This is a genomic window from Zhenhengia sp., assembly GCF_046966505.1.
In the GTDB taxonomy this organism is placed as follows: Bacteria; Bacillota; Clostridia; order Lachnospirales; family Cellulosilyticaceae; genus Zhenhengia; species Zhenhengia yiwuensis.
The window spans coordinates 70,395-82,778 of sequence record NZ_JBKVCH010000013.1; the positions used below are offsets into that span (position 1 = coordinate 70,395).

At 35.7% G+C, this 12,384-nt stretch carries 14 protein-coding genes; 2 read left to right on the forward strand and 12 right to left on the reverse strand.

All coding sequences use genetic code 11. The annotated features are described in order from the left end of the window. Window positions 1-143: 143 nt before the first annotated feature. Window positions 144-755 carry a hypothetical protein gene (locus ACLTBU_RS13575; protein WP_412219436.1) on the forward strand — a complete coding sequence of 204 codons (612 nt, stop codon included), beginning with the start codon at window positions 144-146 and terminating at the stop codon, window positions 753-755. A 54-nt stretch (window positions 756-809) separates the two neighbouring features. Here the strand turns inward: ACLTBU_RS13575 and ACLTBU_RS13580 are convergent, their stop codons facing one another. The 10 genes from ACLTBU_RS13580 to tgt form a co-directional block, all read right to left on the reverse strand. After that, the gene (locus ACLTBU_RS13580) at window positions 810-1,676 is read right to left on the reverse strand and encodes a DUF4300 family protein (protein WP_412219438.1); all 867 of its coding nucleotides are present in this window, start codon (window positions 1,674-1,676) and stop codon (window positions 810-812) included. Between the two features lie 150 nt (window positions 1,677-1,826). Next, entirely contained in the window at window positions 1,827-2,486 is a 660-nt protein-coding gene (gene phoU, locus ACLTBU_RS13585) for a phosphate signaling complex protein PhoU (protein ID WP_177668417.1), read from the reverse strand. 14 nt (window positions 2,487-2,500) lie between these two features. Beyond that, window positions 2,501-3,253 (reverse strand): phosphate ABC transporter ATP-binding protein PstB, encoded by a 753-nt coding sequence (gene pstB / locus ACLTBU_RS13590; protein ID WP_412219440.1) that lies wholly within the window; start codon window positions 3,251-3,253, stop codon window positions 2,501-2,503. Continuing rightward, window positions 3,243-4,025, reverse strand: coding sequence for a phosphate ABC transporter permease PstA (pstA, locus tag ACLTBU_RS13595; RefSeq protein WP_337529577.1), 783 nt, complete (start codon window positions 4,023-4,025; stop codon window positions 3,243-3,245). Before pstA ends, pstB begins: the two co-directional genes overlap by 11 nt. Continuing rightward, window positions 3,997-4,878 carry a phosphate ABC transporter permease subunit PstC gene (gene pstC, locus ACLTBU_RS13600; protein ID WP_177668421.1) on the reverse strand — a complete coding sequence of 294 codons (882 nt, stop codon included), beginning with the start codon at window positions 4,876-4,878 and terminating at the stop codon, window positions 3,997-3,999. The genes pstA and pstC overlap by 29 nt, the downstream gene beginning before the upstream one ends. Window positions 4,879-4,927: 49 nt before the next feature. Continuing rightward, a complete protein-coding gene (locus tag ACLTBU_RS13605) occupies window positions 4,928-5,815 on the reverse strand; it encodes a phosphate ABC transporter substrate-binding protein PstS family protein (protein WP_412219442.1) in 888 nt (295 codons plus the stop codon). Window positions 5,816-6,077: 262 nt separating this feature from the next. Further along, window positions 6,078-6,704 carry a hypothetical protein gene (locus ACLTBU_RS13610; protein ID WP_412219443.1) on the reverse strand — a complete coding sequence of 209 codons (627 nt, stop codon included), beginning with the start codon at window positions 6,702-6,704 and terminating at the stop codon, window positions 6,078-6,080. A 419-nt stretch (window positions 6,705-7,123) separates the two neighbouring features. After that, window positions 7,124-8,014, reverse strand: coding sequence for a CPBP family intramembrane glutamic endopeptidase (locus ACLTBU_RS13615; protein WP_412219445.1), 891 nt, complete (start codon window positions 8,012-8,014; stop codon window positions 7,124-7,126). A gap of 32 nt (window positions 8,015-8,046) precedes the next feature. Further along, entirely contained in the window at window positions 8,047-8,436 is a 390-nt protein-coding gene (gene yajC / locus ACLTBU_RS13620; RefSeq protein WP_249333488.1) for a preprotein translocase subunit YajC, read from the reverse strand. 14 nt (window positions 8,437-8,450) lie between these two features. Continuing rightward, window positions 8,451-9,584, reverse strand: a complete 1,134-nt coding sequence (gene tgt, locus ACLTBU_RS13625) for a tRNA guanosine(34) transglycosylase Tgt (protein WP_177668431.1) — start codon at window positions 9,582-9,584, stop codon at window positions 8,451-8,453. A 175-nt stretch (window positions 9,585-9,759) separates the two neighbouring features. Between tgt and aroC the strand changes: the two genes are divergently transcribed. Beyond that, entirely contained in the window at window positions 9,760-10,926 is a 1,167-nt protein-coding gene (gene aroC / locus ACLTBU_RS13630; RefSeq protein ID WP_249333490.1) for a chorismate synthase, read from the forward strand. Between the two features lie 30 nt (window positions 10,927-10,956). Here the strand turns inward: aroC and ACLTBU_RS13635 are convergent, their stop codons facing one another. Continuing rightward, complete coding sequence (locus ACLTBU_RS13635; RefSeq protein ID WP_177668435.1) at window positions 10,957-11,427, reverse strand: metal-dependent hydrolase; 471 nt, start codon at window positions 11,425-11,427, stop codon at window positions 10,957-10,959. 85 nt (window positions 11,428-11,512) lie between these two features. Beyond that, the gene (locus tag ACLTBU_RS13640; protein WP_412219447.1) at window positions 11,513-12,289 is read right to left on the reverse strand and encodes an HAD family hydrolase; all 777 of its coding nucleotides are present in this window, start codon (window positions 12,287-12,289) and stop codon (window positions 11,513-11,515) included. Window positions 12,290-12,384 lie beyond the last annotated feature (95 nt).

The following is a 12,384-nucleotide window of genomic DNA, read 5'->3' on the forward strand; positions in this document are numbered from 1 at the left end:
CTTCTTCCCTTCTACTAATACTATACGTGCTATTTTCCCCCCTTGTGCATAGTATAAATTTCATTTAATTAAAAGACATATATTTGTCCCTTATTCCATATATATGTAATAGGACATCTTATATATTAAAAAGGAGGGTAATAATGTCTCATCCTAAATTTTTGGTCTTCAAATTAAAAGACCTCAAGATTCCATTTATTATGCTAGTTGTTGCAGTTGTAGCCTTCTCAGTATTTATGCTGTCAAGTGATGATACTACTGCGACCTTTGCACCAGATGACAGCTATGAAGACGGTATGTACATAGCGAATATTGCTTTTACAGATGCAGACATGGATTTAGTTGTTGAAGTTAAGGACAAACAGATCAAATCTATTTCATTAGATGGATTTGATGAAACAGAAAGAACTCTTTACAAAGACCTTAATGAGAGTATTCCTTTTGTAAACGACTACGTTACTTCAACACAATCTCTTGATTTGCCTGAAACAAGCACTATTTCCGCATCTACCAGTATACTTATGGACGCTATAAAAATCGCTTTATCAGATAATAAAGATGCTGTTCTTACAACGTCCTACGAAGTACCTCTTCTTGAAGCTATTACTGAAGAAACTGCTGATGGTGAATCTCTTAAAGAAGAAACACCTAACGAAGAAGCTCTTCAAGAAGAAGAGGCTACTGAAGATGTCATATCAGAAAATGTTACTTCTGATGATGCTACTGGTACGGAAGATACAACTATTGAAGAATAAAAATAAGAGAAGCAGGCTACTTGAAATAAGCAGTCTGCTTCTTTTATTTTTCTATTAATAAACGACTTTCTCATTTTCTGTAATGATAATATCTGACTCACTATCATCACCGTAGATATCCTCTCTACTTAAAAGATAATCTATTACTTCTTGCTTTTCATTAAATTTAGAAACCTGGAAAGGGTTGCTTGCTGAATATTTTTCAATGAATATAAAACTTTCCTCTAAACTAACTAATATACCACTATGCCCTACAAATCTTTTTTGCTCATAAGGATCATGCATCCATAAGTTCAGCAGAGAAATTCCTTCTACTTCTTCAAAGGAAATTCCTCTATTTTGCCATTCTTCACTAATACTTTTTATATGTTTATCTTTATCTGTAGTATCTTCTACAACTACAGGATTAAATAAAGTTATGAATTTACTTTCATCCCCTTTATCAAATGCCATTAATGGATATTGCTCCATGGCCTCTACATCAAACATTAGATAATTATCTGCTGCTTCTATAGGATGAGTAATACTTACAAAGTCTTTAAAGAGTAAAAAAGCAGTTAATCTACAGTTTATTTCAGAATATGGTATGCCTTCTTCATTCTCACGTAGTTCAAAATCTATTTCTTTGTAGTCTGCCTGTGCTGTGGAAATAGTCTGAAATCCTTTTTTTAAGTTTTCTTTTGCATCAATATGTTCATTGTAATCATTAACCCAATCCCTAAATACCTTCATAGATTGTGCTGGTACTCCTCTCTCAAGCAAATACTCTTCTACTTCTTGCTTGCCTTCCTCATCCACTAAATTTGAATAAGTAAGTACCTCTTCATTTTTTTCTTCAGACTTACTGCTACATCCTGACATAACCATCATAGTGCTACCTAGAAGCATAAGCACTCCTATAAATATTTTTTTGTATTTCATTTAATATTCCTCCCATATTTTAATCATATTTTTATGTCTAATGTGTTATCTATCTATTAGAGTTATTTTTCCTCGAAAAAGTTTCATATTTATTTATGTTTTATGAGTTAATTTTTCCCACAAAAAAAGAAGGCTATAAAAGCCTTCTTCTTATTTACTATATTCGCCTGTCAAATTATAAATAAGCCATTCTGCAATATTAGTAGTATGGTCAGCAATACGCTCAAGATATTTAATAATCATAAGGTATGCTGCTCCACTTGGTGCAAACTCTTGTTTGTTACTCATTTCAAGTACAATTTCTTTAAAGATTTTTGTAAACTCTTCATCAATTTGGTCATCGTAGGAACAAATCTCACGAATTTGGTCTGCATCTTTTTGTACGTAACTATCTAATGTTTTAATGAGCATTTTTCTTACGTTTTGTGCCATTCTTTCAATATGTCGTTTATATGCTACTTCCTTATCCCATGTGCCATCTTCTAATTTTAAGCTATATGTACAAATATCTTCACAGTGGTCTCCTATACGCTCCATATCTGTTACACTTTTTAGAATACACATAATAAGGCGTAAGTCTCTAGCTATAGGTTGCTGATGTGCAATAAGGCTAATGCATTTCTTTTCAATCTCAATTTCCATAGCATCGATTTTATCATCATTGTCAATAATCTTTTGAGCAAGTTCTTTGTTTTGTGTCGTAACAGCTTCAATCGCTTCACCTACAAGTCTTTCAACTTCACTGCCCATTTTAATAACATCGAGTCTTAATTCTTCTAATTCTTTTTCAAATACTCTTCTTGGTGACATCTCCCTAATCCTCCTTAGCCGAATCTTCCAGTAATGTAGTCTTCTGTACGTTTATCTTCCGGTTGGTCAAATAATTTATCTGTTGGGCCTACTTCTACTAATTCTCCTAATAAGAAGAATGCTGTACGGTCAGAAATACGTGCTGCCTGCTGCATATTATGGGTAACAATAACGATTGTATATTGCTTTTTAAGTTCATTAATAAGGTCTTCTATTTTTAGTGTTGAAATAGGATCAAGTGCAGAAGTTGGTTCATCCATCAGTAAAATTTCTGGATTCATAGCAATACTTCTTGCAATGCAAATACGTTGCTGTTGTCCACCAGAAAGGCTAATAGCATTCTTTTTAAGCTTATCTTTAACTTCATCCCAAATCGCAGCCTTTTTTAAACTGTCTTCTACAATAGCATCAAGGTCTGCTTTCTTTTTAATACCTTGCATACGTGGTCCGTAAGCAATATTATCATAAATACTCATTGGGAAAGGATTTGGTTTTTGGAATACCATCCCTACTCCTTTTCTAAGTTCAATAGGATCCATACTGAAAATATCTCGCTCATTATAAGTAATGCTACCTTCTACTTTTGTGCCTTCCACTAAGTCACTCATACGATTTAAAATACGTAAAAAAGTAGATTTTCCACATCCTGATGGTCCAATAAATGCTAAAACTTCATTTTTAACTACATCTATATTTATGTTTTTTAAAGCTTTAAAATCACCATAGTAAAAGGATAAGTCACGTGCTTTAATGATTTTATTTGCCATTTTTCATCTTCCTTCCGATCACATAAGTTAATAGGTTAAGTCCAAGTACTACCATTAATAAAACTATGGCTGTACCATAAGCCTGCTCTAATGAAATACCTTCTTTAGCTAACATATAAAGGTGAACTGATAAAGTTCTACCTGATTCCATTACATTTCCTGGTACTCTAAATACCATACCTGCTGTTAAGTAAATTGCAGCCGTTTCACCAATAATACGCCCTGTACTAAATACAATTCCTGTTAAAATACCAGGTACTGCACTTGGTAAAACAACTTTCATAATAGTTGAAAATTTAGAGGCCCCTAATGCAAGAGACCCTTCTCTATAACTAAGTGGCACTGTCTTTAAAGCTTCCTCTGTTGTTTTTACAACTGTTGGAAGTATCATAAGAGCTACTGTAAGTCCACCTGCTAAGATGGAATAACCAAGTTTAAGTTGTGTAACGAAGAACATCATGCCGAATAATCCGAATAGAATTGAAGGGACCGCCGCTAAACATTCTGTTGAAAATCTAATACCTTTTACAAACTTAGATGGTTTGGCATACTCATTAAGGTAAATGGCTGTTCCCATCCCGATTGGTACAGCTATAACTAAACCAATTACAACCATATATATTGTTGTAATGATAGCTGGCATAAGGCCTATTAAATCCACATTTCCAATGCCTTTAATAAAGATATAAGATAAAATCCAAATCAGCATGCCAAAAGTTGAAAAGGCAATAATTCCTAAGAGACTATAGAGTATTTTTTCCTTTGCTTTCACGGCGTTCTCTCCTTTCTGTACGAGTATTAAGCATGTGCATTGCTAAGTTAATAGCAATAATGAGAACAAATAAAACCATACCTGTTGCAAAAAGTGCCTGTTGATGGACACCTGATGCATAGCCCATTTCTATAGCAATATTAGCTGTAAGCGTTCTAACTGGGTCAGTAATACTTTGTGGGAGTAATGCTGTATTACCTGCTACTAAAATAACTGCCATTGTTTCCCCAAGAGCACGCCCAATGGCTAAAATAATTCCAGCAAGTGTTCCTGAACTTGCCGCTTTAAGCTGTACTTTGAAAATATATTGAAGTCTACTTGATCCCAATGCAAGGGCACCTTCTTTATATTCATTTGGTACAGCTCTTAAACTTACTTCTGTCATACGAATAACAGTTGGTAGTACCATAAGGGCTAAAATAAAGATTACAGCAAGCAAACTACTTCCTGCTCCTTTACCACCCCAAAGATCATTGATAAGTGGTACAACTACCATCAGTCCCCAGAAACCATAAATAACTGAAGGAATACCAGCCAGCAAATCTACTGCTGCTGATAATAATGCTGCAAGTTTAGCTGGTAGGAGCTCCACTAGAACGATGGCTGTACTCACACCTACAATGATTGCAATAACCATAGCGCCTATTGTACCGTATAAACTTGCTACAAGCATTGGGAATATCCCAAAAATCTCACCTGATGGCATCCAGTTCTTGCCTGTTAAAAATGCCCATAAGCTTGTATGTTTAAAAAAAGGGAGCCCGTTAGCTATAATATAGACTCCCATAAATGCAACCACTGTCATAGTCAGTGCTGCAAAACACCAGAATACTTTCTTCATTACTTTATCCATATTTGATCACCTTATCTCTCTCTTTGCAAGGTCTATTACTACAAAGGTCTTATTTTACTGAGATATATTTTTCACTTACAATTTCTTGACCTTCATCACCTAAGATGAACTCTAAGAAGTCTTTTGTTGTTTGTGTACCATCTTTATGTGTAATAACAAGAAGTGGTCTAGAAACACTGTACTCACCATTTTTAACTGTTTCAACTGTTGGCATAACATCATTTACACTGATTGCTTTAACTGTGTCATCAATGAAACCTAATGATACGAAACCTATTGAACCTTCTTTAGAAGCTACTGTTGCTTTGATTGTACCATTACCTTCTGCTACAAGTGCACCTTGAGAGATTGAAGATACTTTTTTACCATCGATTTCTTGTTGAAGACCGAGAATTTCTTCAAATGCACTACGTGTACCTGAACCATCTTCACGTGTTACAACGATGATATCTGCATCAGCACCACCAACTTCACTCCAGTTAGTAATTGTACCTTCAAAGATACCTTTAACTTGTTCACTTGTTAAGTTTTCTACGCCATTTGCTGGGTTAACTACTATAGCAATACCATCGTATGCAATTGTTGTTACTTCAAGGTCATCACTTTGCTCTGAATCTTTAAGTTCACGTGAAACCATACCTATATCTGCAGTCCCATCTGCTGCCGCTTTAACACCTGCTGATGAACCTACACCTTGTACTTCAACAACTACATTCGGCTCAATTTCTTTATATTTATTTGCTAACTCTTCCATTGGCACTGCTACTGTCGTAGAACCAACTGCTACAATTTTGCTGCTTTCTGTTTTTGCAGGAGCTGATCCGTCTGCTACGTTGCCCGCATTTGCAGCTGCATTACCTGCACCTGATGCACATCCTGTTAACATTGCCATTCCGAGTACTGTTATACCTAATATTCTAAATAATTTATTTTTCATTTTTTATTGCCCCCTTATTTAATTTACAAGCATAGGATAGAACCCTAATGTTCAAAACATATTTGGCTTATGTTAAATCTATGTTAAATCTGCTATTTACACACACCAAAAAAGGCGCCTTAGGGAGGCGCCTTGATTTCTTCTGTTTATATTTTATACAATTCTTATATACTTCTTCTTATATTTGTGTCATTAACTAGATTATCAAAATTTTACTAGATCAGACTTTTATCTTTGCCTTGTTCAGCTGTACCACCTGTTCTTATTTCTCCTGCTCCTGTTTCACACTCGTTTCGGATACTTGAACCGGTATCCCTACTTGCACAGGAGTTACATCGGTATCAGGATCTGCATTAGATTTTGAACCACCAACATTAATACGAATTACAAAGTTATTATCTACTTTGCTAGTACTTGGGGTGCTTATACTAGTTCTTTCTGTATCATTTTGTGAAGTTGCTTGCCCCTGAAGCTGAGCTTGAGCCTGAGCAGTAAGCTGTGCCTGAAGTTGAGCCTGGGCATTAAGTTGAGCTTGGAGTTGAGCTTGATTCTGCTCAACTGCTTGTAATTGGTTCTGAAGCTGGGCTTGAAGTTGGGCCTGAGCATTGAGTTGAGCTTGGAGCTGAGCTTGATTCTGCTCAACTGCTTGTAATTGTGCCTGAAGTTGAGCTTGAAGTTGGGCTTGGGCCTGAAGTTGAGCTTGAACTTGAGCCTGGAATTGTTCTTGCCTTTGTTCCATTTCTTGTAACTGAGCTTGAATTTGAGCTTGGAATTGTTCTTGTCGCTGTTCTAATCTAGTAAGTCGGATATCAACATCTTTCACTTGAGAGCAACAATTTCTACTTTCGTAATCATAATCATAGTCATCATAATAACAATCTTTTCTCATTAATAAACCCCTCTCTTATTATATACTAACACTATATACTATTCCTTTTTAACCTATAAGTTTACAATATTCCGATTTTTATTTCAAAACACACTAATATTTTTCAATAAGTTACTTTAAGATCTTTCTCACAAAAATAAAGAATATAGTATGTATTTAATAGACTTACTTATCCCCCATTTAAAAACCAAAAAAGGCGCCTTGGGGAGGGCGCCTTTCTTGCTTCCGTTTATATTTTTATACAAACTGAAAAAGGGATAATAATATGGGGAGATTTTAATTTAGAGTGAGTATGTAGCGTCGATTGTTAGGGAAGATTTCTGCTACATATCTTCTCTTCACGTATTATTATGCCTTGGATATTTTAACAAACTATGACGCACTGTCTAATAAATTAAGAACTTTTTATAAAGAAATCTTTATCTATTATGTTTACTTAATTGTCTTACTAACACCAGACTAGCAAGGATAAAAAATAAAGTAGTAAGTAGGCTCCCTTCAAGTCCAAAGGCTCCTCCTGACCAAATTGTATCCGTTTGTATAACTGTCTTAAAGAGACTTACGTCCATCGTATTACCGCTTATAGAAATCCCAAATACATTCCCTTGTAATAAATTCCATGCCGTATGGAACCCAAAGGCTCCCCATAGATTACCATCTTTTAATACTAACAACATAAGGGCTAAACCACATAAAAGAATGTTAATTAAACTAATGGCATTAATACCATTATTGCCTAAGTGTAGAAGTGCAAAAACAATAGCTGGTATAATAATCCCTTTATAAACGTCATAGCGTACTGTAATAGCCTGAAACATAAAGCCCCTTAGAAACAGTTCTTCTGCCGCCCCTTGAATAATCCAAGCTATTAAAATGATTAAAATAATACCAAATAAGTGAACGCCTCTATTAATTGGAATAGCACTAATCGTAAGTTCTCCTTTAAATTGTAAAAAGCTAATAATCGCTACTATTCCTAAAAAGGCTATACCTGCTCCTTTAAAATAACTTACTACCGCTTTCTCTTTAAATAAGCCTATACTTCTCCAGTTTTTCCCTTGTACCTTGCACATGAATAGTGCTACAACGGCTCCTGCTAATGCAAAAGATGCTGCATATTGAAAATACTGCATATATATCCTAAATAAGCTCTCTTCTAGATTATTAAACAATAATGAGCCTATGAGTTCGCTTACTACATTACCTATAGACAAAGTTAGCGTAAATAAAAAAGGCATCATAATGATAGAAGCTAAGCTGGGCTTATTCCCTTCATAAGATGCTTGTACCATCCTATTGTTCTCTAACATCTCTATCCTCCTTAAGAAAAAGACGAGGATGATTATTCCTCATCCTCGTCTTCGTATTCACCGTCTTCATATTCGTCATCTTCGTATTCATCTTCATCATCTACTGGTTCAGATGCTTTTGCAATAGTAAGGTTTGGCGCTGCTACTGCCGCTACCGCTACTTGTTTAACTGGAATACGAACACTTTTGTTAAGACCAAGTTCAATGATAAATAAGTCGTTGATAATGTCTACAACTTTACCATAAATTCCTGTGTTTAATAAAACTTCATCGCCTACTTTAATAGAGCTTTGCATGTCTGCAACTTGTTTGTCTCTTTTCTTTTGTGGACGAATGATTAAGAAGTACATAATTACGAAGAAAAATCCAAGATAAAGTACTGTTGACATAAGCATTCCGCCTGTTGAAGCTGTTGGTGCCATAATAGTCTCCTCCATTAATTGTTATTTTGTTTATATCCTTCTAGACGCATTTTCTTGTATTTAGCAAATTCACCTTTGTCTAATGCATCTCGAATTTCAGTCATTAAGTTGTTGAAATAGTAAAGGTTGTGAATAACACAAAGTCTCATACCAAGCATCTCTTTGGCTTTAAGAAGGTGTCTGATATATGCTCTACTATATTTCTGACAGGTTGGACATCCACACTCCTCACTAATTGGACTCATATCTTTTTCGAATTTTTGATTGAAAAGATTCATCTTACCGTGGTTTGTATAAACATGCCCATGACGTCCGTTACGTGCTGGAAGCACGCAGTCAAAGAAATCAATCCCGCGATCAACAGCTTCTAAAATATTTTCTGGTGTACCAACACCCATTAAATAAGTTGGTTTATTTTGTGGTAAGTAGGGTACAACTGCCTCTAATACATTGTACATATCTTCATGGCTCTCACCTACTGCAAGTCCACCTACAGCATAACCTGGAAGGTCAAACTCACGAATAACTTTAGCATGTTCAATACGTATATCTGGTAAAATACCACCTTGGTTAATACCAAAGAGCATTTGTTTTTTATTAATTGTATCCTCTAGGCTGTTTAAACGATTCATTTCTGCCATACAACGTTTAAGCCATCTTGTAGTACGTTCTACGGAAGGAATAATATATTCCCTATCAGCAAGTGCTGGTGGACATTCATCAAAGGCCATAGCAATGGTTGAAGCAATGTTTGACTGAATTTGCATACTCTCTTCTGGTCCCATAAAAATTTTGCGTCCATCAATATGAGATGAGAAGTACACGCCTTCTTCTTTAATCTTACGCATAGCCGCTAAAGAAAATACTTGGAACCCACCTGAATCTGTAAGAATCGGCTTGTCCCAAACCATGAATTTATGAAGACCACCAAGCTCTTTAATCACCTTGTCACCAGGTCTTAAATGCAAGTGGTACGTATTGGATAAAGCTACTTGTGTATTAATATTATGAAGGTCATCCGCGCTTAATGCCCCTTTAATGGCAGCTACTGTTGCTACATTCATGAATACAGGTGTTTCAATTGTTCCATGCACAGTATGGAATCTACCACGTTTCGCGCGTCCTTCTACTTTTAGTAATTCGTACATTTTAATTAGGTCTCCTATCTGTCATATACTATCATACAGTTTACAAGAAAAAGACGATGATTACAAGAATTCTATCCTGTATTTTTGTCATTTTTCTATACTTTTAAACGGTCTTATTGAATATAATTACATCATTTGATACAATTAAGAAAAATCTAATAAGGAGGCTTAATTTATGTCTGGTTCAATATTTGGCAAACATTTTACAATTTCCACTTTTGGTGAATCCCACGGCCCTGCTATAGGTGTCATTATAGATGGCTGCCCTTCTAATATACCTCTTTCAAAGGAAGATATTATGAAGAATATGGTAAGAAGAAAACCAGGTAACGCTAAAATCGCTACCTCTCGCAAAGAAGATGATGACGTAGAAATTTTATCTGGCCTCTTTGAGGGTAAAACAACAGGTACCCCTATTTGCCTTATGATTCGCAATACTGATCACCGCTCTCACAACTACGATGCAATTAAAGACATCTATCGTCCTTCTCATGCCGATTACCCTTATAGTATGAAATACGGCAACCGTGATTATCGTGGTGGTGGACGTTCCTCAGCTCGCGAAACAGCAGCTAGAGTAGCTGCCGGTAGCATTGCTATGCGCTTTTTAGAGGAAATGGGAATTCATTTTAAAGCGTACACTAAGGCTTTAGGCCCTATCTCTGTATCTGATGAAGAAATGAATCTTAATGAAATTTCTAATAACCTTCTCTCTATGCCTCATGCGGTAAAAGCTGAGGAGGCTATAAATTATATCGGGCAAATGAAAACTGAAAAAGACTCTATTGGTGGCGTTATTGAATGCCAAATTACAGGTATGCCTGTAGGTATCGGAGAACCTGTTTTTGATAGACTTGATGCCATTTTAGGACAAGCCATTATGAGTATTAATGCCGTTAAAGCTTTTGAAGTAGGTTCTGGCATCGCCTCTGCTCAGATGAAGGGTTCAGAGTACAACGATGCATTCTATACTCACACAGCTCCTCAATATGGCGAAAATGGTCATGAATCGCACGGTTTTGTTGGCACACATTATAAGACTACTCCATCTATACATAAACGTACTAATCATTCAGGTGGTATACTAGGTGGTCTTTCTGACGGTAGTCCTATTGTACTACGTGCTCACTTCAAACCAACACCATCTATTGCACAAACTCAACATACGATCAATACACATTTAGAAAACGTAGATATTGCTATTGAAGGGCGCCATGACCCTACAGTAGTAGCACGTGCAGTTGTGGTCGTAGAAGCAATGGCTGCTCTTGCCATTGCTGACTTATTACTTCAAGGCGCAACCTCTAAACTCGAACAGGTTAAAGCCGCTTATTGCAAATAAAAGGTGAGGACAGTTGTCCTCACCTTTTATTTATATCCTAATCATTACTACACTTATAATAATTAGTAATACGGTAACAATATATTCTCCTGTATCTCCTGTGTGCATCTTTCCTATTTTATATTTTTCCTTAGTAAAAGGATAAAGTAAGGGAACTCCTGTTGGATTAAGCATATCTAATATTAAATGTGATAGGTATCCTAACAAACTCCCTAATGCCACGAAGTTTATACCAAAAGGTAGTGTGAGTACTGCCCATAAAAGTATGGCAGCAAATAAACTATGTGTAGCTTTCCTATGCCCTAGTTTCCGAAAAGGATAATGCAATATAACGGTCTTGCTACTAATCCAGCTTTTAGGATGATCTAAATCTGGTAAAAGCGAACCCACTATAGCACTTCCATAATAATAAACTAATTCTATTCCTTCTATAGGAATAAGATATTCATTAATGGCTATGGCCAGGGCCACTCCACCTATAATGTGCGTCTTGTAAGTCATGTGGATCACTCCTTTTTGGAGTATTATATGCGGCCGCAAACTTGTCCCATACTACTTCTAATGATTACATATTCTTCTTAAAATTTCATAAGCACCTCTCTTTAATAACTTTAAGTACACTCCCCTCATCTAAACTATATTTGCCATAAGCTTTCATTTCCTCTGGTGCATGCTCCATAACATAACTCTCCTCTACTTCAGCAAGCATAGATACATCATTGAAGTAATCTCCGAAGGCCATGCAGTTTTCTTTTTCAATTATTAACTGCTCTTTTAGCATTTTAACAGCCATGCCCTTGCTTGTATATAGGCTTCCAATATCTACCCAATTACGCCCTGATACAGTAATGGAGAAATCTTCTCCCCACTTTTTCCTAAGCCAAGTTTCAAACTCCTTTGTAATACCATCTTTATTATAAAGTGCTAGCTTAATAATGGATGCCTCAATAAGACTTTGGTCCTGTACATAACTTAAGCTATAATAATATTTAGAAACCTCTTCATGAAAAGCCTTATCTTTTGTTATTTTATAAGCAGTATCTTCACATGAAATAATCATCTCTATATTTTCTAGCCTTTTAACTTCTTCTATAACCTCTCTAGCTTTCTCCTGCTCTAAGTAAGTCACACCGACACATTTACCTTTATGTTTAATAAGTGCTCCATTATCTGCAATAACATAAATTTTATCTAAAACAGATTTAAAGTCATTCTCTACTGTAGCACATTGTCTTCCCGTAGCTACAGCAAAATGAATATTCTTCTTCTCTAAATCCTCTATAACAGTAAAGGCTTCTTCTGGTATTTGCCCCTTGTTATCCGCTAGTGTTCCATCTAAGTCAGAAATAATTAGCTTAATCATCTGCTCACCTCGTTTGCATCATTATCTTTTTTTTATTCTATATGCTTCACTTGTATTTTTCTAGTTTTTTATTAAATAGGGAAGTCCTACTTTCT

Coding starts and splice junctions, on each gene's coding strand:
- tgt (WP_177668431.1), bottom strand. CDS start 9,584: ATGTACGAATTACTAAAAGTAGAAGGACGCGCGAAACGTGGTAGATTC.
- ACLTBU_RS13615 (WP_412219445.1), bottom strand. CDS start 8,014: ATGTTAGAGAACAATAGGATGGTACAAGCATCTTATGAAGGGAATAAG.
- ACLTBU_RS13640 (WP_412219447.1), bottom strand. CDS start 12,289: ATGATTAAGCTAATTATTTCTGACTTAGATGGAACACTAGCGGATAAC.
- ACLTBU_RS13580 (WP_412219438.1), bottom strand. CDS start 1,676: ATGAAATACAAAAAAATATTTATAGGAGTGCTTATGCTTCTAGGTAGC.
- phoU (WP_177668417.1), bottom strand. CDS start 2,486: ATGTCACCAAGAAGAGTATTTGAAAAAGAATTAGAAGAATTAAGACTC.
- aroC (WP_249333490.1), top strand. CDS start 9,760: ATGTCTGGTTCAATATTTGGCAAACATTTTACAATTTCCACTTTTGGT.
- ACLTBU_RS13575 (WP_412219436.1), top strand. CDS start 144: ATGTCTCATCCTAAATTTTTGGTCTTCAAATTAAAAGACCTCAAGATT.
- ACLTBU_RS13605 (WP_412219442.1), bottom strand. CDS start 5,815: ATGAAAAATAAATTATTTAGAATATTAGGTATAACAGTACTCGGAATG.
- yajC (WP_249333488.1), bottom strand. CDS start 8,436: ATGGCACCAACAGCTTCAACAGGCGGAATGCTTATGTCAACAGTACTT.
- pstB (WP_412219440.1), bottom strand. CDS start 3,253: ATGGCAAATAAAATCATTAAAGCACGTGACTTATCCTTTTACTATGGT.
- ACLTBU_RS13610 (WP_412219443.1), bottom strand. CDS start 6,704: ATGAGAAAAGATTGTTATTATGATGACTATGATTATGATTACGAAAGT.
- pstC (WP_177668421.1), bottom strand. CDS start 4,878: ATGGATAAAGTAATGAAGAAAGTATTCTGGTGTTTTGCAGCACTGACT.
- ACLTBU_RS13635 (WP_177668435.1), bottom strand. CDS start 11,427: ATGACTTACAAGACGCACATTATAGGTGGAGTGGCCCTGGCCATAGCC.